Below are 21487 nucleotides of genomic sequence, written 5' to 3' on the forward strand. Positions count from 1 at the left end.
CTCATTTTAATATATGAGATGATTAGATTTTTTTTCTTCCTTCTAATGATTTTAATAAAGTCAATTCGTCAGCATAATCTAAATTACTTCCTATTGGTAATCCATTAGCTATTCTAGAAGCTGGAATATTCTCTTTTGAAAGAAGTTTAGCTAAAAATAAAGCTGTTGTTTCACCTTCACGTGTAGGATTTGTAGCAATAATAACTTCTTTAATATTGTCATTGAAACGTTCAAACAAAGAATGAATATTTAAATCATCAATTGTTTTACCATCCATAATGGATATAGTTCCATGTAATACATGATATAATCCATGATATTCTTTCAATTTTTCCATTGCAAAAACATCTTTAGGTGATTCTACCACACAAATAGTTGTCTGATCCCTTGTTGGATCCTGACATATATCACAAATTTCTCCTTCGCAAATATGTCCACACTTCTTACAATAATGAATTCGTTTTTTCAAATTTAATAAGGCATCTGAGAATCTTTCAACTTGTTGTAAATCCATTGAAAGAACATGATAAACAAGTCGTTCAGCTCCTTTTGTTCCAATACCTGGTAACATTTTAAAACATTCAACCAGTTCTTCAAAACTTTGTGGATATTCCATTATAGAAATGCTGATACATCAACACCATTTGTAACTTGATTTAATGTATCTTCCCTTTCTTTAGAAACTTTAGCTATTGTTTGATTAATAGTTGCCATTAATAAAGCTTCCATATTGTCCTGATCTTCTTGCATTAAAGAAGGTGCAATATGTAATTCAATAATAGAAAGATTCCCTTTCATCTTTCCAACAATCAAATCATCCTGACTATTGAATTCAAATTCTCTTTCATCAAATTCCTTCTTTGCTTTATTGACTTTACGTTGCATTTGTTGCGCTTGTTGTAATAAATTTCCAAAATTCATATTAATCCTCCTTAAATTCTACAATATCTTCTCCAAATAATTGAATCGCAAATTCTTGTGCTTCAGTCATATCAACATGATCTAAATCATGACTATCTATATGCTTTAATGTTAATTCATGAGGTTGAGGTAATTGACCTTTTCTCTTTAATTCAATAAAATGGCTACGCATTTTCAACCACTCATCCTGCTGAATAGCTATAAAACGATACTCATTTCCTAAAACTTCGCTAAGAAAAGCACTTAACTGTTTATAATTCTTATAATAATTAACAGCATTAACAGATGGCTGATATTCAAAAGAAATAATAAGTCCACCTTCACATGCAGCTACTGCTGTTCCATCACATAACATACTTGCACTTTTAGCCATGTTCAGATTAGCTAAATATCTTTTAATAATTGGCCATCTTTCTTGAATACTTTCCAATATTGTTCTTTTGGCTTGAACAAGGATATTCATAATATCAGCTTCATCTACTTGAATTTCATCATCAACAGTTGGCTCAATATCCTGCTTCTGTTCAAATTCAAAAGTAGGAATATCATCATTTTCATGACTTTCTAAAGATGAATCATCAATGCTTTCATCAATAATCTCTTCTTGAACAGGTTCTTCTTCTATCATATCATGATGATCTTCTTCAACATCATGATGGTCCTCTATAATCACATCACTTTGTTTAAGTTGTTGAATAGGCTGTTCAGGTACTTTTACAGTTTCCATATGAATAACTTTTTCATCTTTTATTTGATTACACATTTTTAAAATAGCTAATTCAAAATAAACGGAAGGATTGATTACTTTCGCATATTTTTCACTGGCATCCATTAAAATATCAATAAAATCTAATGCTTCTTCACAACCCATATACGGTACAATTAAATCTAAGTAATATTTAGATAAAACAAATAAAATAGATTCATCATGTGTATTACGATAAATAACAACATCTTTTAAAATATCAACTAAATCTAATGTTAATCTTTTAATATCTGTTCCATTCATTTTCATATCATCTAATAATGATAAAGCTTTTTTCATATCTTTAGAAAGAATTGTTTTTATAAAATCAATCTTATTTTCTAAAGAAACAATTCCATATATCTGATTCACATCTTTTACAGTTAAATGTTGATCATTATAAGCAAGACATTGTTCTAAAATAGACAATGCATCACGCATTCCACCATCAGCCAGTTTTGCAATCAATTCCAATGCCTCATCATCACATTCATAATGTTCCTCATTAATAATATCTTTCATACGATGAACAATATCTTGAATGCTTAATTTAGTGAAATCAAATCTTTGGCATCGAGAAATAATTGTCGGTAATATTTTGTGTGGTTCTGTTGTTGCAAAAATAAATATAACATGAGTTGGAGGTTCTTCTAATGTTTTTAATAAAGCATTTGAAGCACCTGGTGACATCATATGAAATTCATCAATAATATAAACTTTATATTTTCCTTGTGTTGGTGCGTATTTGACCTTTTCAATAAGATTTCTCACTTCATCAACACCATTATTGCTGGCAGCATCAATTTCAATAACGTCTGGATGCGTACCTAAAGTTATCTGTTGACAATTCTCACATTGATCACATGGTTTAGGAGAACCTGTACAATTAACAGCTTTTGCTAATAATTTAGCAATTGTTGTTTTTCCAGTTCCTCGTGGACCACAGAATAAATAAGCATGAGCAATTTTATTTTCATCAACAGCATGTTTTAAAGTTGTAATAATATGTTCTTGTCCAGCAACATCTTCAAACTTTTGCGGACGATAAACACGATATAATGTCTTATATGCCACCTCTATCAACTCCTTGTCTTGTCACATTATAACATAAAAAAAGATATCTTTCGATATCTAATTATTATCCATGATTAACATTAAAATATCAATAAAGATATTAACAAAATCCAAATACAGTTCAAAAGCACAAAACAATATTAATCCTTCTTGGTATTCTTCTGACGATTGTTCATACATTGTCGAAATCATTTTGAAATCATATAAAGTAATACCTGTAAAAATTAATAAATCTAAAAAAACAATAATATAATAAAGCATTGGTGCCTGAATAAACAATAAAATGATATAACCAATAATCATGACTGGTAATACTGATATACAAACTTTAGCGATATTTGAAAAACTTGAACTTGTATATTTTGTTATGGTATATAATAATCCAAAATAAGCACATGTTAAAGCAAATGCTAAAGCTGTTATATAAATAGAAACTGATGCTAATATAAATGAAAAAATAACACCATTAACAATTGAATATAAGATAAAAAATCTTTTAACTGATGAAAATGATAATTCATCTATAGGTTTGTCTATCTTTTTATTTAATATCCATACAAATGCGATTTCAATAATAACTGAAATTATCAAAACTGGAAAATAAAAAGGTATTAAAGCATAGATAATCCCTGAAAAAATCACTAATATGGAAGTTATAGCCGTTATGCCTACGCCAAAGAAAACCCATTTGATAACTTCAGACAAGAATTTTTCATAATTCATTTGTTTCGTTAACATCTTTTGATCCATATATCTCACCTCTAAATATAGTATATCATATTGATATGGATAAATGATGAAAGTCTATAAGATAATATCAAAACATATGCTTAAGATAAAAAATCTGCATTAATGATTTCTTTTTCCTTTAAAATATTGGGACAATAATAAACAGCATTGTTTTTCTAAGATTCCTGAAATCACTTGAGGATGATGATTAAACTCATGATTTGCTAAAAAAGTTGATAATCCATGCCATCGTTGTCCTTTAGCAGCAAAAACAACTTTTTCTATACGACTTTGAATAATAGCTCCACTGCACATAATACATGGCTCTAATGTTGAATATAATGTACAGCCATCTAAATGCCAATTGCCTAATTTTTGACAAGCTTCTCTAATTGCAATCATTTCAGCATGTGCCGTTACATCATGGGTAGATTCTTTTTGATTATAAGCCTTTGCGATAATCTCACCATCTTTGACAATAATAGCTCCAATAGGCACTTCATCAATGCCTCTTGCTAAACAAGCTTGCTGATAAGCTATTTTCATATATTCTTCATCACTCATAATCTCACTCCTTATAAAAAAGCCACTACACATAAACGGACATTCTTAATGCTGCTACCTTCCGGTCCTGACATGGTTCGAAGCCGCCTATTGTAATGGCAAAATCTATTATAGCATATTTCTTATACAAATCAATAAAAAATTCTATTTCCCAATAAATCCATCTTTTCCTTTATAAAACTTCAACTTTTGATGATAAGTTAAATAATTCGTGTTCTATTGTTAATGTTTTAAATCACTACGATAGTTTTAAAAAGGATACTGTTAGTTCATATTCTTCTCAATATTAAATAACCTTCTAAACACCAAAATTATCTAAATGATGTCTTTATGACTGTCTTGAATATAAATTTGATATGTACGAATATTCAAACAAAATCATTATTTATCTTTATATATAAACTTAAAAATTATACAATAATATATATCACTCAATATAAAGGAGATTTATATGAAAACAATAAAAATCATTTTTTTGATATTGATGGAACACTTATTGATATGAATAAAAAACAAATATCTCAAAAAATGCTTGAAACATTAAAAAGATTAAAAGAAAATCAAATCAGAATCTGTTTAGCAACTGGTCGAACACCCATGAGTTTACCACATTTTGATGGGATTGAATTTGATGCTTTCTTAACTTTTAATGGTTCTTATTGTTTTACAAAGGATCAAGATATTTCAAACTTCCCTATTCCATCTTATGATGTTCAACAAATTATTCAAAATGCCAAAAAACTACATAGACCATTATCCATTGCTACAAAAAACAGAATTGCCAGCAATGGAAAAGATGATGATTTGGTACAATATTTTGACTTTGCCAAAATGAAAGTAGAAGTTGCTGATGATTTTAATGAAGTCGCTAAAGATGAAGTTTATCAAATAATGGTTGGTTGTAGAGAAAAAGATTATTCAATTCTTATGGACAATGTAGAAAATGCTAAAATTACAGCATGGTGGGATAGAGCTGTTGATATTATTCCTGCTCAAAGTGGTAAAGGTATTGGTATTCAAAAAATTCTTGACTATTATCAATTAGATGCATCACAGGCTCTCGCTTTTGGTGATGGAAATAATGATATAGAAATGTTACAAACAGTAGGGACAGGTGTTGCAATGGGAAATGCTTCATCACAAGTGAAAGAGATTGCTGATGATATATGTGGTCATGTATGTGATGATGGTATTTATCACTATTGCCTTTTACATCACCTTATATAAGATCTAAGCTGCATCTTTGCAGCTTTTTTTATATCTTTATAAAATAAAAAAATGCCCCGGATTTTTATCCAGGACACCATGTCATTTTTGAATCTTAACCAATTCTTTCTTTTCCACCCATATATGGTCTTAAGACTTCAGGAATAGAAATACTTCCATCTTCATTATAATTGTTTTCAATAAATGCAATTAATGCACGTGTACTTGCTAGAACAGTATTGTTAAGAGTTGCGACATAATATGTTCCTCTTTCACCTTTTGTACGAATACCTAAACGTCTAGCTTGCGCATCTCCTAATGTAGAACAAGATCCGACTTCAAAATATTTCTTCTGTCTAGGTGACCATGCTTCTACATCACAAGATTTAACTTTTAAATCAGCTAAATCTCCACTACAACATTCTAGTGTTCTTACAGGAATATCTAAACTTCTAAATAATTCAACAGTATATGACCACATTTTATCATACCATTCCATAGCTTCTTCTGGTTTACATAAAACAACCATTTCCTGTTTTTCAAATTGATGTACACGATAAATACCACGTTCTTCAATACCATGAGCACCAACTTCTTTTCTAAAACATGGTGAATATGAAGTTAATGTAATTGGTAATTCTTCTTCTTTAACAATCTGATCTTTAAATTTACCAATCATACTATGTTCACTTGTTCCAATTAAATATAAATCTTCACCTTCAATTTTATACATCATAGCATCCATTTCTTCAAATGACATAACACCAGTCACAACATCACTTCTAATCATAAATGGAGGAATACAATAAGTAAATCCTTTATCAATCATAAAATCTCTGGCATAAGATAACATGGCTGAAGAAAGTCTAGCAATATCACCCATCAAATAATAGAAACCATTACCACTTGTTCTTCCACTTGCTTCTTTATCTAAACCATTTAATTTTGTAATAATATCAGCATGATATGGAATTTCATAATCAGGAACAACAGGATCTCCATATTTTTGAATTTCAACGTTTTCACTGTCATCTTTTCCAATAGGTACACTATCATCAATAAAGTTAGGAATTTTCATCATCACTTCTTTTAATTTTGGACCTAATTCAACTTCTTTTGCTTCTAATTCTTTTAAAGTATCAGCCATTTCACTGACTTTTCTTTTATTTTCTTCAGCTAAATCTTTTTTCCCTTCACGCATAAATTGTCCAATTTCTTTAGATAATGAATTACGCATAGCTCGAAGTTCACTTGCTTTTGTCAGAGCTTCACGATATTCTTTATCTAATTCATAAGCTTCATCAACTAAATGTAAACGATCATGCTGAAATTTCTTTCGCATATTTTCTTTTACAGCTTCTGGATTTTCTCTTAGTATAGCAATATCAATCATTTTTCATTTCTCCTTTTTCAATAAAATAAAAAGCACCTTTCACAAGGGACGAATTTATCGTGGTGCCACCCTATTTCTTATCAAAATGATAACTTTTATGAGATAACGGTTCAACCGGAAGTGATTAGCTTCTCTTATTGGTAGATTTCAATGTTTCCTCATACTGATTTACACCAACCATCAGCTCTCTATCATGATTTCACATTTACTTATCCAATGCAACGATTTGATATACTGATTATAGCATAAGACTTGATAATTTCAATAATTATTTAATCAAAGAATACATTATCATGTCATGAAACTCACCATTTTTAAAGCCATTCTTACGTAAAATACCTTCTCGTTCAAAACCACATTTTTCTAAGACTCTTTGTGAGGCTGGGTTATAATCAAAAGGAGCCGCAAAAATTCTCTCTATATCACTATGTTCAAAAACATATTGACATGTCTGTTTCACAGCTTTACTCATAATACCTTTTCCCCAATAAGAATATCCTAAATAATATCCTAATTCTGCACTTCTACGATAAATATCATCTTGTCTTAAAACAGAAATACTGCCAACAACTTGTCCTTCATACTCAATCGCAAAAGCAAAGATTTCATTTTCATCAGCAGATAACATAGCATCTATATAATCATAGGCATCCTGTAAATGATATGGGTAAGGTATACGATCTGTTAAATTATTTAAAACTCTTAAATCATTAATAGATTGTTGTAAATCTTGAGCATCTTCTCTTTTCCATTTTCTAATCAAACAAGTCATCCTCATAACACCTCTGTTTCTTATAAAAAATTATATCATTTTTAATAATTACAAACAAATGAATCAGTATATTGACAATTAAAAATGCATAAACTATAATGAAAATGTAAAAAGAGCAACCGATAAACGGTTATGCCTTGGATTTTGTGAAGTAAGAATAACTACCTCAACTTTTCCAGAGACAGAGGTAGTTATTTTTTTATACTCTTATCAATAATAATAAGAAGCATTTTCATAATCAAACTTATTAATGTCACAAGGAATGTCAGCATTCCTAATACTATCGTGATCATTTCATAAGATGTCATGTCAATCACCTCCGCCATTCATATTTCCATCAAATTGATGGATATCTATGTTAACGAAGGATTACGTACCTTCGATCAAGACGACCAAGGCATAACCACCTACCGCTATTGTTGCTCATATGCATTATATCATTCATAAATATCATATTCTATAATGTTTAGAAAGAATGATTTTATTTTCGAAATTTACTTTTAGCAAATATTAAAACAAAAAATAAGCTCGATTATGAGCTTACTTAACTGTTATAAATATCTTCATCTAACATATTTTCTTTTTTACCAACAATAACAGAAGTTGCTGAATCTCCAACAACATTTAATGATGTCACAAGCATTTCAATTGGTCTATTGATTGCTAAAATTAATGAATAAGCCAATAATGCCCCATCATTTGTATATCCCATACCAGTCAAAATAGTAAATAAGATAACAGCTCCTGCTCCTGGTGCAGCAGGTGTTCCTACTGATGCAATTAAAGCAAGAAATGCAATGACTGCCATAGATGTTAAAGATACATCATAACCAGAACTTGCTGCAATAAAGATAGCTGCAATAACTTGCATGATGGCTGTACCATCCATATTGATTGTCATTCCTAATGGTAAAACAAATGAAGCTATTTCATCACTTACACCCAATTCATGAACTGTTGTTTCTTTATTTAATGGTAATGTTGCTGCACTTGATGATGTTGAAAAACCAAATAAAGCAACTTTTGGTATTTTACGCATAAATGGTTTTGGATTGATTTTTCCCATCACCATTAAATAGATAGGATAAGCTATAAACAGATAAACAAACAAAGCAAATAGAACTGTTAAGACATAAGCTAAAGCAGGTAATAAATAATCAATTCCATAGATTGCAAATGTTCTTGTTAATAAACAAAATATTGCATATGGTGCACATTTTGTAATTACAAATGATAAACAAACTGAAATAATATCACTACATTCAATTAATAATTTCTTTAATGTTTTTGTTTTATCTTTTAATTGATTCATCGCAAGTCCAATCGCTACTGCTAAGAAAACAACTGCTAAAACATTACCATTATTTGTAAATGCATTAATTAAATTATTAGGAATCACTGATACAATGATATTTAATGGATTAGAACCTACAGCTCCTTGTTGAATCACTAAGTTATCAGCATGTACAGCATTAAATGCTCCTAAATGATAAACAATTGAACCAATAATACCAGCCCATATTAAAGCACAAACTGTTGTTATAAGGAATGTTCCTATTGTTTTAGAAGAAATTCTTCCTAATTTCTTTGTATCTGTAATAACACAAATAGCCAAAATAATAGATACAAATACCATTGGAATAATAATTAATTGTAATGCATTTACAAATAATTGACCTACAATATAAAATAAACCAATTGCACTATTAGCGCCTTCAGCAGTAATATCTTGAAATAATACATTATTGATTGTATTCCATAAAGCTTCCTGCCCATTCGTTAATAAATTTTCTCTTAATAAAATACATCCAAACCCTGCAATTAAACCACAAATTAAAGCAATAATCATTTTCTTCGCTAATTTCTTACCACTTTGACTTGAATTCATATATGACCTCCCATTTCTATATCCAAACTTCTAACATTATACTATAATATCGTTATATTTCAACAAAAAATGACAGAACTTTAAGATTCTGCCACTTTTATTTCAATTTTATAATCATCTGAAGATGAATACATTGATTCTACAAATGTTTGTATTGTTTCTTTAGCTTTATTTTGAGCTTCTTCCAATAATGCTTTTTCTTGTGCTTTACTTTCCATGCTCTTTTTTTGATCTATCGCAAATTGATTATAATCAGTAATACTAATCTGATTAAATATATTTTTTGTTTCATCAAAAACTTCAATACTTTCCTGATCAATTTCATGAGATAGGATTTTAGCTTGTGGTATTGTTATATCAATATTTTGACCATGAACATTGACTTCTACTAAACTCATATCAATACCAGCCTTAATTTGACCATCATATGATAAAATGAAACTCTTTGTTGTAAAAGGGACTTTCCAACCATAAAAAGTCGCCTGATTTTCATATTTTCCCATATTGGTATAATTATATTCTACACTTGCTAGTTCGCTAATACCTTGAATTTGTTGTGACAATAAATCACTTGTAATGGTTGTTGGTTCTTCACCACTTGGCCATACTTTTCCAACAAAAAAGAAAACAACTGCTATCACAACAATAACAATAATATTTTTTAAAGTTTGACTGATTTGTATTTTTTTCATTCATTTCACCTACTTACAAACATTGTAGAAAAGATCAAGATATTTGTCAAATATTGTTGAAATGATATGAACATATAAAATACACATGATTTTCAAAACTTCATGATAATCTGTAAATAAGGAGGTATGATCATGGCTAAATATTCTTGTGAACTTCATGGTTCTTTCAATCATTTCTGTCAGTTTTTAAAAAATGAATTAATAAATTCAAGTTTTTCAGCTTCAATAGAAGATGAACATTATTATGATATACACGATGTTCATGTTGGTATTTTAATATTAGAGAGATATAGTTATACAGGCGGAAACCGATTAAGCTTGTCTATTACTATTACAGAATATCAAAATCATATTCAGGTCACTGCTATTAGTTCTGGTGGAAGTCAAGCTATGTTTTTTAAAATCAACACTTTAGGTGAAGATGCTTTTTTAAATAAATTGAAAGAAGCTATTAAAAATTATAAAAACAAATAACTCAATACATTTTATTTGAACATCATTGTAAAAAAAGATTTCTACATAATTGAAGTAGAAATCTTTTTTACATTCCTAATGATGCTATATATGATTGCAATGATGATTCACCAAGTACACGTACTCGTGGTAATTTTGTTGGATCCTGACCTTTTTTTACTTTTCCATACTCTGTTGTAAAAGCACATAAAATTTCAGCTTCTTGAATAGCTTGTTGTCCTTGTACTGTGACATCTCCATATGGATAAGCAAAAGCTTCTGTATTTTCAACAATATTTTGAGCCTTTAATAAATCTTCTTTAATTTGTTCCATATTTAAAGCACTGATAATACCACCATGTCCAATATTTCCTCCACCTTTATGCATATCATACGAATGAGATTGAAAAGTAATATACTCACTGGCATATTTTTTTACTTTTTCTTTTCCATTTTGGGATGCAATAATAAACGAAGTTGCTGGAATCTGATATTTTTCTAATAATGGAATACCATACTTTAAAAATCCTTTTTGTCCATCATCAAAGGTTAAAATAACACTTTTCTTTGGCAAATCAATTTCACCTTTTATATAAGCTGATAATTCCTGATATGATGGAAAATAAAAATCTTGTTCTTTTAAGTATTTTAATTGTTCTTCTAATTTTGAATCAAGAATATAATTTGTATTTATCGTTTTTGGTAAATCATCTGGAGTATAGACATAATGATACATTAAAACAGGTATCCCATGACTATTTTTTTCAAATTCTTTGACAACATGTACGATTCTTTTCTTAGAACAATAGATACCTTCTTTATTTTGAACAGAATATATAATCTCATAATCGCCAACCTTTTGAGTATCAACTTTTCCTGTGATTTTAACTTGATCAGTCAGATTACCTTCATTTTGATCAATAACATGACATCCTGATTCTATATACTTCTGTCCTTTTAAAACATAAGTATCCTGAGATCCATTTAAATTCATAACGATTTGTTTATTATTTAAGACTTCAACAAGACGTTTAACAGTCTGATTTTTGTATTGATATTTAATTTCATATTGTCCTTCTTGAGATGTATCAATATTCCCAATCATTTCTACATCTTCAAGATTTGTTCCCTTTTCTTCATAAATAGAATTTAGCATGAAAACTTCTTTTTCATTTCCTATTAATTCTAATGTTTCTGTTTTTCTAAACACAAACCAAAAAATCAAAACAATCATAACAATGATAGGAATGAATGTTATCATAACATGTTTTTTATTGAGTTTTCTCATTTTTTCCTTCCCCATAAGAGAATAGTATGTCCTACAACATACTATTCTTCTTCATTATCTTCAGTTTCTTCTTCAGATTTATCAACAACTTCTACACTTGAAACAATTGATCCTTCAGCAACTTTAATTAATCTAACACCTTGAGTATTTCTTCCAGCTAATTTTACTTGTTCCATTGGAAGTCTAATCATAATACCTTCACTTGTCATAATTAATAAATCTTCATCACCATTAACAGCTCTTAAAGCTACCAATTGTCCTGTCTTTTCAGTCGTATTAATGGTTTTTACACCTTTACCACCACGATGTGATTCACGGTAATCTTCTATTGGAGACATCTTACCATAACCATTTTCACTTATAGCCATAATATATTGTCCTTCTCCATTTGTTGTCATACCCACAACATGACTACCATCTACATTAATACCTCTGACACCTGATGCTGTTCTACCCATTGGTCTGACATCATTTTCATTAAATCTAATTAATTTTCCATTAGATGCTGCAACGAGAATTTCTTCATTTTCTTTTGTTAATTTCACAGCAACCAACTGATCTTCATCTTTTAAATTAATCGCAATCTTACCAGACTGTCTAATATTTTTAAATTCTTCAATAGAAGTTTTCTTAACTAAACCATTTAATGTCACAAAGAATAGATATAGATTCTTATCTTCATCAATATCATCTTTATCAATAGAAATCATAGATTTAACACTTTCATCTTTATCTAGATTTAATAAATTAACAACAGGTAATCCTTTAGCAGTTCTACCAAATTCAGGAATATTATATCCTTTTAAACGATAGACTTTACCAAAGTTTGTAAAGAATAATAAATCATCATGAGTACTCATATGAATAAGAGCATCCACAATATCATCCTCATTGGTTCCCATACCTTTGATACCTCTACCACCTCTATTTTGTGTTTTATAAGTATCAACAGGCATACGTTTGACATATCCATTAGAAGTTAAGGAAATAATAACATCTTCGACTGGAATTAAATCTTCATCTTCTAAATCAAATGTTCCTTGAATAATTTCAGTTCTTCTCTTATCAGCAAATTTAGCTTTAATTTCTAATAATTCTTTTTCAATAATTTCTAATATTCTTTCTCTTTTTGCAAGAATATCTTTTAAATCAGCAATCAATTCTAATAATTGATTTAATTCATTTTCAATCTTTTCTCTTTCCAAACCAGCTAATCTTTGAAGCTGCATTTCTCTGATTGCTTTTGCTTGTCGATCAGACATATCAAATTCATCCATCAATCTCTGTTGAATAATTTCTGTTGTTCGTGATGAACGAATGAGTTCAATAATAGCATCAATCTGATCTAATGCTCTTTTTAAACCATCTAAAATATGAGCACGATCTTCAGCTTTCTTTAAATCATAAGCTGTTCTTCTTCTAATCACTTCTTCTTGATGATCAAGATAGTAAGTAATCATTTGTTTTAAATTTAAAGTTTGAGGTTGATTATTTACTAAAGCAATAGAATTGACACCAAATGTTGTCTGTAAAGCTGTTAATTTAAATAACTGATTTAAAATAACTTCTGGTTGAACATCTTTACGAAGTTCAATCATAATACGAATACCTTCACGGTTAGATTCATCACGTATTTCTGTAATACCTTCAATACGTTTTTCTTTAACATGTTCAGCCATTTTTTCAATTAAACGAGCTTTATTGACCATATATGGTATTTCAGTAACAACAATAGCTTTTTTACCACCATGAATATCAATAATATCCGTTTTCGCTCTCATGACAATTAAGCCATTACCAGTTTCATAAGCTTTTTTAATCGCTGATTTACCTAAAATATAAGCTCCTGTTGGAAAATCAGGTCCCTGAATATAATTTTCCATTAATTCTAGAATCGTAATATCAGGATTATGAGAAACAGCCAATATGGCATCAATGACTTCACCTAAATTATGAGGTGGAATATTTGTAGCCATACCAACCGCAATTCCTGTTGTCCCATTGACTAATAAGTTAGGGAAACGTGATGGCATAACTTCTGGTTCTGATTCTTCACCATCATAGTTAGGAATAAAATTAACTGTATCTTTATTAATATCTCTCACCATTTCCATAGAAATCTTAGACATTCTGGCTTCAGTATAACGTTGTGCCGCAGCGCCATCACCATCAATAGAACCAAAGTTTCCATGACCGTCTACTAACATATAACGATAACTGAAATCCTGTGCCATACGAACTAAAGCTTCATAGATTGAAGAGTCACCATGAGGATGGTATTTCCCCATAACTTCCCCAACAATACGCGCTGATTTCTTATATGGTTTATCACTATAACATCCAAGTTCATTCATTCCATGCACAATTCTTCTTTGAACAGGCTTTAATCCATCTCTCACATCTGGTAAAGCTCTTTGAACAATAACTGACATGGCATAATTGATAAAGGATTGTTTCATTTCTTTTGTTAATGATCTTTTCTTAATTCCACGTTCTTCCATTTTTTCTCTCCTTTACTATAAGTCTAATTCTGCCATTTGTGCATTTTCTTGAATAAATTCACGTCTTGGTTCAACTTTTTCACCCATCAGCATATCAAACATAGCATCAGCCTGCATCGCATCATCCAAATCAATTTGCCATAAAACACGATGTTCTGGGTTCATTGTTGTATCCCATAACTGTTCAGCATTCATTTCTCCTAAACCTTTATAACGCTGAATAGAAATTTTGGCATTTTCACCAAGTTCTTCTTTTTTCTTTTCCAATTCATAATCAGAATATAAATAATATTCTTCTTTTCCATGTTTCAATAAATATAATGGTGGCTGTGCAGCATACACATATCCTTCTTCAATTAATGGCTTTAAGAAACGATATAAGAATGTCAACATCAAAATACGAATATGTCCACCATCAACATCGGCATCGGTCATGATGACAATTTTATGATATCTTAATTTACTAATATCAAATTCTTCACCAATACCCGTTCCAAAAGCTGTAATCATCGAACGAATTTCAGCATTCCCTAAAATTCTATCTAATCTTGATTTTTCAACATTTAAAATCTTACCACGTAATGGCAAAATGGCCTGAGTTCTACGATCTCTACCCATTTTGGCACTACCACCGGCAGAATCCCCTTCGACAATGAATACTTCACATTCACTAGGATCCTTAGATGAGCAGTCAGCTAATTTACCTGGCAAGGCAATACTATCTAAAGCTGTTTTTCTTCTTGTCATTTCTCTGGCACGTTTAGCTGCCATTCTGGCACGACTTGCGACAATGGCTTTATTGATAATAATTTGTGCAGTATTTGGATTTTCTAATAAAAATTTATCTAACGCTGTTGAAATGATATTACTTGCGATTTTTCTCACTTCAGCATTTCCTAATTTTGTTTTTGTCTGTCCTTCATATTGAGGATCAGGATGTTTCACTGAAATAATTGCTGTTAAACCTTCACGGCAATCGTCCCCACTTAAAGATTCTTCATCTTTTTTCAGAAAATTATTATTTTTTGCATAATTATTAATGACTCTTGTTAAAGCAAGACGGAAACCTTCTTCATGAGTTCCTCCTTCATGTGTATTAATATTATTACAGAAAGAGTAGATATTTGGCTGATATCCATCATTATATTGCATACCAACTTCAACTTTAATATCATCTATTTCATCTTCTACATAAATAATTTCTTCATGAATAGGCGTTTTATTACGATTTAAATAAGCTACGTATTCTTTGATACCACCTTCATAGTGATATTCATTTTTCTTATGTGGTGTCTGTCTATGATCTTCTAAAATTAATTTCAATCCTTTATTTAAGAAAGCCAATTCACGGATTCTCTGATTTAATGTTTCATAATCATATACAGTTGTTTCTTCAAAAATCAAAGGATCAGCTTTAAAAGTCACTGTTGTTCCAGTATCATCACAATCACCAATAATCTTTAAATCTTCAACAGGTTGTCCACCTTTTTCAAATCTTTGATAATAAATATGACCATCTCTATGTACATAAACTTCTAACCATTCACTCAATGCATTAACAACGCTGGCACCAACACCGTGTAGACCACCAGAAACTTTGTAGCCTCCACCACCAAATTTACCACCAGCATGTAAAACAGTTAAAATTGTTTCAACTGTACTCTTACCAGTTTTCGCATGAACACCTGTTGGCATACCACGTCCATTATCAATAACCTTGACAACATCGCCTTCTTCTAAAATCACTTTAATTTCACTACAAAATCCAGCTAAAGCTTCATCAATAGAGTTATCAACAATTTCCCATACCAAATGATGTAAACCTCTAGAAGACGTTGAACCAATATACATACCTGGTCTTTTTCTAACAGCTTCTAATCCTTCTAAGACTTGAATATCAGATTCATTATAACTGTGTTGAACTTTATTATTTTCTTCCATAGCTTTCTCCTTTCACATTTCCATTTTCAATGACGATTTTCTTTGCTTTATCTATAACCTGATGATGAATACCATCAATATTTGTTGAAGTTAAAAAAGTCTGAACCTTTCCTTCAATTAAATTCAATAACTTCGTCTTTCTTGTATCATCTAATTCACTTAAAACATCATCTAACAACAAAACAGGATATTCTCCGATTTCTTTTTTAATCAATTCTAATAAAGCGATTTTGATTGCTAAAACAATAGATCTTTGTTGCCCTTGTGAAGCATAAGTTATAGCATCCTGTTGATTTAAACACATCACCAGATCATCTTTATGAATACCATGTGTTGTCTGTTTAAAAGCAATATCTTTTTGATAATTCTTTCGATAATCTTCTAAAATACCTTCATAACTCATATCTTTATAATGTGTTTTATATTGAATTGATAATACTTCCTGATGTAAAGCAATATAATCATACATTTTCGTAGATATCTCATTTAATAATTCAACAAATTCAATTCTTTTCTTTAATAATTGAACTTGTAATCGTGCCATCTGTTCAGATAAAACCTCTAAGTAATCATCAGCTTTTAAATGTTTTTCATTTAATAATTTCAAATATTTATTTCTTTCTTTTAATAATCTTTGATATTTATTAAAATCATACATATATATAGGTGATATTTTAGATAACTCCATATCAATCAATTTTCTTCTTAATTTTGGACTCCCTTTTATTAACATTAAATCCTCAGGAATAAATAAAACAACATTTAAATAACCAACATAATCACTTGTTTTTTTAATTTCATTATGATTAATCAAAGCTTTCTTTCCTAACTTTGATAAAACAATCTCTAAATTTAATGTCTTTTGATTATTAATAACCTGTCCTTGAATTTTCGCAAAGTCCTGATCAAAATAAATCATTTCATCTATGACTTTTGTCTTAAAACTTTTAGACATTGATAAAATATATATAGCTTCTAATAAGTTTGTTTTTCCTTGAGCATTTTGACCAATTAAAATATTAATAAAAGGATCAAATTTTACTGAACAATCAATATAATTTCTAAAATTCTTTAATTGAATACTATGAATCTTCATTAATGATTAGATATTCTTGTCCATCAAAAGAAACAATATCCTGATGATAGAGCTTTTTCCCACGTCTTGTTTCTACTTCACCATTGACAAGAACCAGTCCATCACTAATGACTAATTTAGCTTCAGCTCCACTACTTACAGCATCAGCTAATTTAAGTAATTGTCCTAAAGTAATATACTCACTATGAATTGTAACTTCTTTCATATATTTATCACCCATACTTTCATAACCTGAACTATTATATCACAAAAACATCAAAAATGATAGTTTTTATGGCTTATATTCAATATTTATAAAAAAAGTGATAAATCTCATTTTTATATAAAAACCTCTTATAAGCTAAATATAAGCTAAAAAATGATATATAGTCTTTTTGACTACATATCATCTTTTAATGTTTCTATAATATTCTGTTTTCTAAAACGATTTCATCCTAATTTAAATGTTAAAATCATCACTATCATCATCACAATTAAATGATAACCATTTTCTCTTAAATAAGAATTTAAATGCTTAACGATTTGTAAATCATCTTCAACCAGTAAAATTTTTTCCATAATACCACCATTCAAATTATAACAAAAAAAGCTAATCGTGAATAGATTAGCTTAATAAGTTCTCACAGGTAAAACCAATTGAATAATATCTTCTCTTTCAAAGTCTTTAATAATAAATGGTTTCATTTCACCAGTAAATAAGACTCTCACTTTTTGTCCATTAATACTCTTAATAGCATCAGTTAAATATCTGGCACTAAATGAAATTTTTAAAGGCTCACCTTTATAGAAAGCTCTAGATAAGTTTTCTTCTACTGACCCAATTTCTTGAGAGAATGAAGATAAGATCACTGTATCCTGATTCATTGTGAGTTTAACGATATTTGTTTGTTCATTTGTCAGTAATGATGCTCTATCAATAGAATTTAATAAACTTGTGCTATCAATACTCATAGAGTAATCAAAACTATCAGGAATTAAACGACTTGTATCAGGGAAAGTTCCATCAATTAATCTTGTTTGAATTAAAACATGATCAAAAACAAATAAAACTTTACGATCAGATACATATAAATCAATCAGTTCATCTTTTTCAATAATACGGCTGATTTCAATTAAACTCTTTTTAGGAATAATAATATTAAATGAAATATCAGAATCAATATTTAAAATACGTTTTGCTAAACGATAACTATCTGTCGCAATACATTCTAAAACATGATCTTTAGCTTTGAAGTTAACTCCTGTTAAAACAGGTCTTGTTTCTTTTTCACTTGTCGCAAATGAAGTTTGTTCAATGGCTTCTTTTAAATCAATAGATTTCATCTGTAAATTAACACCTGTTTTATTTAAATCAATACGAGGATAATCAATATAAGATGTTCCATTTAAATCAAAACGAGAGTTAGCTCCTTCAATTCTTGTAAGTGTTCCATCTACAATAAAAATATGTACATCTTCAGAATCAATTTTTTTAATAATTTCTAATATATATTTAGATGATAAAACAACACTACCAGGTTCAATAATATCAATATGATCTTGAATACTTGTTTGAATTGTAATATCACTATCACTACCAGTTAAAATAAGTTCATCTTCTTTTAAATCAAATTTAATACCAGTTAAAACAGGTAATGGACTTTTTATAGAAACAGCTCTTGAAACTTTAGTTAGAGCATTCAATAATTCCAATCTTTTAATCTTAAAATTCATAAATGATCTCCTTTATATTTTATTATTTAAATAATAACATAATAATAATATTGTGCACAATATGCATAAGTGAAAAAAAGTGACGTTTTATTCATTGTTTTTTTATTTTTATGATGTGCATAAGTTGTGGATAAGTGTGCATAACTTTTACACAAGTTTCTTTTTAATATCTTGAATAGCTTGACGATAATTCATATCTTTTTCTAATTTCTGTTGAACTTTATGACAAGCTTTCATGACAGTTGAATGATCTCTTCCACCAAATTCATGACCAATTTGAATGAATGAAATATCTTCAATGAGTTCTCTGACTAAATACATGGCAATATGTCTTGCGACAATAATACTAGATGTTCTTGATTTAGAATTAATTTGAGCAACTGTTAAATTATAATAATCAGCAACACATTTCTTTATATTTGAAACAGTTAATTCTTTTTTCTGTGTTGGCTGACTATAAGAATCACTAAAGGCTTCTAAGGCAAAATTCAAGTCAATAATATCTAATTTTTTACCACATATGAGCTTATAAAATAATAATCTTTTTAAACTTCCTTCTAGTTCTCTGACATCAGTATTAAAATGAGTGGCAATAAAGTCTAAAACTTCTTCCGTTATTGGATAATCAACATTTTCAATTTCTATTTTCTTTCTTAAAATGGCTTTAGCCGTTTCAAATTCAGGTGTATCAATACTTACTGTTAAACCAGATGAAAATCGACTGACTAATCGACTTTCCATTCCCTTTAGATCACGTGGCGGTTTATCTGAAGTAATGACAATCTGTTTTTTATTACTAATTAAAGTATTAAAAATGTTGAAAAAGATCTCACTTGATGATTCTTTTGTAGCCATGAATTGAATATCATCTATTAATAATATATCCATTTGACGATATTTATAGTTAAATTCATCCATTGCATGGTTAGCTAATGATTGAATATATTCATTCACAAAGTTCTCACTTGTTGTAAATAAAACATTTATAGATGGATCACGTTTTTTAGCATAATTTCCAATAGCATTTAATAAATGTGTTTTTCCTAATCCTGAATTACTATGAATAAATAATGGACTATAAGAAATACCAGGTTTCATAGCAACCGCTAAAGATGCATTTTGAGCAATTCTATTACTGTTTCCAATAACGAAATTATCAAAAGTCAAATCAGGATTTAAGTGATCATCAAAATGTAATAAATGTTCTTGTTTTGCATGACTTTGTTTAAAATCTTCTTCAGTCATTAAATGTAGCTGATAGTGTCCATTTGTGACAGTATTGTAGATTTCCTGTAAATGCGTTAAATAAGGTTCTACAACATCTAAGCTCCATTTTGTATCAATGGTGATTGTCACGACACTTCCTACAATGTCTTTGATTTCTAAGGTAGTGAAAAAAGAATCAAAAGTAATTTTATCTAATCCATAATCATCAAGTTTTCCTTGGAATAAACTTAAAGTTTTTTGCCAGTTCATATCTAAATTGTTCATTTTCACCATCTCCAAGACACATTATAAAGGAAAAAGTGAATAAATAGAAGATGAAAAAAAATATGCACAAGTTATTCACATAGTTATGCACATCAAATTATATTGAATTGACGGGCTTTTTTTAGTTTTACACAAATTTCATGATATCGAAATTGTGAATAAAAAGTTATGCTATGTGCATAATTGTGCACAAAATGATTTTATTTTTTTAATTCACATAAAAAGCAACAAATAATGCACAAGAAAAATGACGATATAAGTGAATAAATGTAGAGTTATGCACAATTGTGAATAACTTTTAAGCGTTTGTGCATAAGTTGTGAATAGACGTAAATACTCCTGATAAATGATATGCACAAATGAAAGTAAATAGAACTTTATCAGGAAAGAAAATGCTTGAATAATCAAATAATTTTCTATATTTTCATTGACTTATAAAAGCAAAACCCATATAATAATGGGGCATATGTTATTGTGTATAAAAAATTTATTATTTTGGAGGTGTAATCAATGAAAAGAACATATCAACCAAATAAGAGAAAAAGATCAAAAACTCATGGTTTTAGAGCTAGAATGGCAACAGTAGGCGGAAGAAAAGTACTTGCTCGTCGCCGTAAGAGAGGAAGAAAAGTTTTATCTGCCTAAAAAAATTCCACTTTAATGTGGTTTTTTTTCTAAAAAAATATGAAAAAAGAGTATCGAATTAAGAAGAATGAAGATTTCCAATCCATCATTAAAAAGAAAAAATCAATAGCAAACAGACAGTTTGTCATTTATTTTGATCAAAACAAAGATCATTTAAGAGTGGGAATCTCAGTAAGTAAAAAATTAGGTCATGCTGTTGTTCGAAATAGAATAAAAAGACAAGTCAGAATGATGGTTCAGCAGGTTTTTGATAACAATCAAAAGATGGATTTTATTATTATAGTGAGATATCAGTTTTTAAATCAGAATTATCATGATAATTTAGAAAGCCTTGTATCTCTATATAATAAAATAAATAGAAGGATGGAAAAGTAA

At 29.2% G+C, this 21487-nt stretch carries 21 protein-coding genes, 1 other RNA gene and 1 other annotated feature; of the genes, 4 read left to right on the forward strand and 18 right to left on the reverse strand.

The annotated features are described in order from the left end of the window. Positions 1 to 22: 22 nt before the first annotated feature. The 6 genes from recR to ffs form a co-directional block, all read right to left on the reverse strand. On the reverse strand, positions 23 to 616 hold the full coding sequence (gene recR / locus B5E79_RS05575; RefSeq protein WP_087297263.1) for a recombination mediator RecR: 594 nt from the start codon (positions 614 to 616) through the stop codon (positions 23 to 25). After that, positions 616 to 921 (reverse strand): YbaB/EbfC family nucleoid-associated protein, encoded by a 306-nt coding sequence (locus B5E79_RS05580; RefSeq protein WP_087245067.1) that lies wholly within the window; start codon positions 919 to 921, stop codon positions 616 to 618. The genes recR and B5E79_RS05580 overlap by 1 nt, the downstream gene beginning before the upstream one ends. Before the next feature lies 1 nt (position 922). Then, complete coding sequence (gene dnaX / locus B5E79_RS05585; protein WP_087297264.1) at positions 923 to 2740, reverse strand: DNA polymerase III subunit gamma/tau; 1818 nt, start codon at positions 2738 to 2740, stop codon at positions 923 to 925. 57 nt (positions 2741 to 2797) lie between these two features. Beyond that, complete coding sequence (locus B5E79_RS05590) at positions 2798 to 3490, reverse strand: Bax inhibitor-1 family protein (protein ID WP_087297265.1); 693 nt, start codon at positions 3488 to 3490, stop codon at positions 2798 to 2800. Between the two features lie 99 nt (positions 3491 to 3589). Beyond that, complete coding sequence (locus tag B5E79_RS05595; protein WP_087297266.1) at positions 3590 to 4033, reverse strand: nucleoside deaminase; 444 nt, start codon at positions 4031 to 4033, stop codon at positions 3590 to 3592. Positions 4034 to 4048: 15 nt separating this feature from the next. Beyond that, positions 4049 to 4136: signal recognition particle sRNA small type (ffs, locus tag B5E79_RS05600), an RNA gene on the reverse strand. 227 nt (positions 4137 to 4363) lie between these two features. Between ffs and B5E79_RS05605 the strand changes: the two genes are divergently transcribed. Beyond that, positions 4364 to 5260 (forward strand): Cof-type HAD-IIB family hydrolase, encoded by an 897-nt coding sequence (locus B5E79_RS05605; protein WP_087297267.1) that lies wholly within the window; start codon positions 4364 to 4366, stop codon positions 5258 to 5260. A 94-nt stretch (positions 5261 to 5354) separates the two neighbouring features. Here the strand turns inward: B5E79_RS05605 and serS are convergent, their stop codons facing one another. The 4 genes from serS to B5E79_RS05625 all read right to left on the reverse strand — a co-directional run bounded on the left by serS (position 5355) and on the right by B5E79_RS05625 (position 9984). Then, positions 5355 to 6632: a serine--tRNA ligase gene (gene serS / locus B5E79_RS05610; RefSeq protein WP_087297268.1), complete on the reverse strand. Its 1278-nt coding sequence runs from the start codon at positions 6630 to 6632 to the stop codon at positions 5355 to 5357. A 41-nt stretch (positions 6633 to 6673) separates the two neighbouring features. Next, positions 6674 to 6863 (reverse strand) — a binding site (T-box leader). Positions 6864 to 6900: 37 nt separating this feature from the next. After that, entirely contained in the window at positions 6901 to 7395 is a 495-nt protein-coding gene (locus tag B5E79_RS05615) for a GNAT family N-acetyltransferase (RefSeq protein ID WP_479684567.1), read from the reverse strand. Positions 7396 to 7948: 553 nt separating this feature from the next. Next, positions 7949 to 9292, reverse strand: a complete 1344-nt coding sequence (locus tag B5E79_RS05620) for a dicarboxylate/amino acid:cation symporter (protein WP_087297270.1) — start codon at positions 9290 to 9292, stop codon at positions 7949 to 7951. An 80-nt stretch (positions 9293 to 9372) separates the two neighbouring features. Continuing rightward, positions 9373 to 9984 carry a DUF4230 domain-containing protein gene (locus B5E79_RS05625; RefSeq protein WP_087297271.1) on the reverse strand — a complete coding sequence of 204 codons (612 nt, stop codon included), beginning with the start codon at positions 9982 to 9984 and terminating at the stop codon, positions 9373 to 9375. A 132-nt stretch (positions 9985 to 10116) separates the two neighbouring features. On the opposite strand from B5E79_RS05625, the gene B5E79_RS05630 reads away from it, so the two are divergent. Beyond that, positions 10117 to 10458 carry a DUF6054 family protein gene (locus B5E79_RS05630; RefSeq protein ID WP_087297272.1) on the forward strand — a complete coding sequence of 114 codons (342 nt, stop codon included), beginning with the start codon at positions 10117 to 10119 and terminating at the stop codon, positions 10456 to 10458. Positions 10459 to 10525: 67 nt separating this feature from the next. Here the strand turns inward: B5E79_RS05630 and B5E79_RS05635 are convergent, their stop codons facing one another. From B5E79_RS05635 to dnaA, 8 genes are all read right to left on the reverse strand, one after another. After that, on the reverse strand, positions 10526 to 11725 hold the full coding sequence (locus tag B5E79_RS05635) for an immunoglobulin-like domain-containing protein (protein WP_143746766.1): 1200 nt from the start codon (positions 11723 to 11725) through the stop codon (positions 10526 to 10528). Between the two features lie 41 nt (positions 11726 to 11766). Further along, a complete protein-coding gene (gene gyrA, locus B5E79_RS05640; RefSeq protein ID WP_087245078.1) occupies positions 11767 to 14226 on the reverse strand; it encodes a DNA gyrase subunit A in 2460 nt (819 codons plus the stop codon). Positions 14227 to 14241: 15 nt separating this feature from the next. Next, the gene (gene gyrB / locus B5E79_RS05645) at positions 14242 to 16167 is read right to left on the reverse strand and encodes a DNA topoisomerase (ATP-hydrolyzing) subunit B (RefSeq protein WP_087297274.1); all 1926 of its coding nucleotides are present in this window, start codon (positions 16165 to 16167) and stop codon (positions 14242 to 14244) included. Next, the gene (gene recF, locus B5E79_RS05650) at positions 16154 to 17263 is read right to left on the reverse strand and encodes a DNA replication/repair protein RecF (RefSeq protein WP_087245080.1); all 1110 of its coding nucleotides are present in this window, start codon (positions 17261 to 17263) and stop codon (positions 16154 to 16156) included. The genes gyrB and recF overlap by 14 nt, the downstream gene beginning before the upstream one ends. Further along, a complete protein-coding gene (gene yaaA / locus B5E79_RS05655) occupies positions 17250 to 17468 on the reverse strand; it encodes a S4 domain-containing protein YaaA (protein WP_087245096.1) in 219 nt (72 codons plus the stop codon). The genes recF and yaaA overlap by 14 nt, the downstream gene beginning before the upstream one ends. 224 nt (positions 17469 to 17692) lie before the next feature. Further along, the gene (locus B5E79_RS13905) at positions 17693 to 17821 is read right to left on the reverse strand and encodes a hypothetical protein (RefSeq protein WP_255376343.1); all 129 of its coding nucleotides are present in this window, start codon (positions 17819 to 17821) and stop codon (positions 17693 to 17695) included. A 51-nt stretch (positions 17822 to 17872) separates the two neighbouring features. Continuing rightward, positions 17873 to 18976: a DNA polymerase III subunit beta gene (gene dnaN / locus B5E79_RS05660; RefSeq protein ID WP_087245085.1), complete on the reverse strand. Its 1104-nt coding sequence runs from the start codon at positions 18974 to 18976 to the stop codon at positions 17873 to 17875. 147 nt (positions 18977 to 19123) lie between these two features. After that, positions 19124 to 20467, reverse strand: a complete 1344-nt coding sequence (gene dnaA, locus B5E79_RS05665; RefSeq protein WP_087245086.1) for a chromosomal replication initiator protein DnaA — start codon at positions 20465 to 20467, stop codon at positions 19124 to 19126. Positions 20468 to 20977: 510 nt separating this feature from the next. Here dnaA and rpmH point away from each other — a divergent pair. Beyond that, on the forward strand, positions 20978 to 21112 hold the full coding sequence (rpmH, locus tag B5E79_RS05670) for a 50S ribosomal protein L34 (RefSeq protein WP_003535525.1): 135 nt from the start codon (positions 20978 to 20980) through the stop codon (positions 21110 to 21112). A gap of 39 nt (positions 21113 to 21151) precedes the next feature. Next, positions 21152 to 21487, forward strand: a complete 336-nt coding sequence (gene rnpA, locus B5E79_RS05675; protein ID WP_087245087.1) for a ribonuclease P protein component — start codon at positions 21152 to 21154, stop codon at positions 21485 to 21487.

Source organism: Massilimicrobiota sp. An134 (genome assembly GCF_002160815.1).
GTDB lineage: Bacteria > Bacillota_I > Bacilli_A > Erysipelotrichales > Coprobacillaceae > Allocoprobacillus > Allocoprobacillus merdigallinarum.

What these genes read in the sequence shown, in the direction of transcription:
- recR (WP_087297263.1), bottom strand. Translation starts at nt 616, where the DNA reads ATGGAATATCCACAAAGTTTTGAAGAACTGGTTGAATGTTTTAAAATG.
- B5E79_RS05580 (WP_087245067.1), bottom strand. Translation starts at nt 921, where the DNA reads ATGAATTTTGGAAATTTATTACAACAAGCGCAACAAATGCAACGTAAA.
- B5E79_RS05590 (WP_087297265.1), bottom strand. Translation starts at nt 3,490, where the DNA reads ATGGATCAAAAGATGTTAACGAAACAAATGAATTATGAAAAATTCTTG.
- B5E79_RS05595 (WP_087297266.1), bottom strand. Translation starts at nt 4,033, where the DNA reads ATGAGTGATGAAGAATATATGAAAATAGCTTATCAGCAAGCTTGTTTA.
- B5E79_RS05605 (WP_087297267.1), top strand. Translation starts at nt 4,364, where the DNA reads ATGACTGTCTTGAATATAAATTTGATATGTACGAATATTCAAACAAAA.
- serS (WP_087297268.1), bottom strand. Translation starts at nt 6,632, where the DNA reads ATGATTGATATTGCTATACTAAGAGAAAATCCAGAAGCTGTAAAAGAA.
- B5E79_RS05620 (WP_087297270.1), bottom strand. Translation starts at nt 9,292, where the DNA reads ATGAATTCAAGTCAAAGTGGTAAGAAATTAGCGAAGAAAATGATTATT.
- B5E79_RS05625 (WP_087297271.1), bottom strand. Translation starts at nt 9,984, where the DNA reads ATGAAAAAAATACAAATCAGTCAAACTTTAAAAAATATTATTGTTATT.
- B5E79_RS05630 (WP_087297272.1), top strand. Translation starts at nt 10,117, where the DNA reads ATGGCTAAATATTCTTGTGAACTTCATGGTTCTTTCAATCATTTCTGT.
- B5E79_RS05635 (WP_143746766.1), bottom strand. Translation starts at nt 11,725, where the DNA reads ATGAGAAAACTCAATAAAAAACATGTTATGATAACATTCATTCCTATC.
- gyrA (WP_087245078.1), bottom strand. Translation starts at nt 14,226, where the DNA reads ATGGAAGAACGTGGAATTAAGAAAAGATCATTAACAAAAGAAATGAAA.
- gyrB (WP_087297274.1), bottom strand. Translation starts at nt 16,167, where the DNA reads ATGGAAGAAAATAATAAAGTTCAACACAGTTATAATGAATCTGATATT.
- recF (WP_087245080.1), bottom strand. Translation starts at nt 17,263, where the DNA reads ATGAAGATTCATAGTATTCAATTAAAGAATTTTAGAAATTATATTGAT.
- yaaA (WP_087245096.1), bottom strand. Translation starts at nt 17,468, where the DNA reads ATGAAAGAAGTTACAATTCATAGTGAGTATATTACTTTAGGACAATTA.
- B5E79_RS13905 (WP_255376343.1), bottom strand. Translation starts at nt 17,821, where the DNA reads ATGGAAAAAATTTTACTGGTTGAAGATGATTTACAAATCGTTAAGCAT.
- dnaN (WP_087245085.1), bottom strand. Translation starts at nt 18,976, where the DNA reads ATGAATTTTAAGATTAAAAGATTGGAATTATTGAATGCTCTAACTAAA.
- dnaA (WP_087245086.1), bottom strand. Translation starts at nt 20,467, where the DNA reads ATGAACAATTTAGATATGAACTGGCAAAAAACTTTAAGTTTATTCCAA.
- rpmH (WP_003535525.1), top strand. Translation starts at nt 20,978, where the DNA reads ATGAAAAGAACATATCAACCAAATAAGAGAAAAAGATCAAAAACTCAT.
- rnpA (WP_087245087.1), top strand. Translation starts at nt 21,152, where the DNA reads ATGAAAAAAGAGTATCGAATTAAGAAGAATGAAGATTTCCAATCCATC.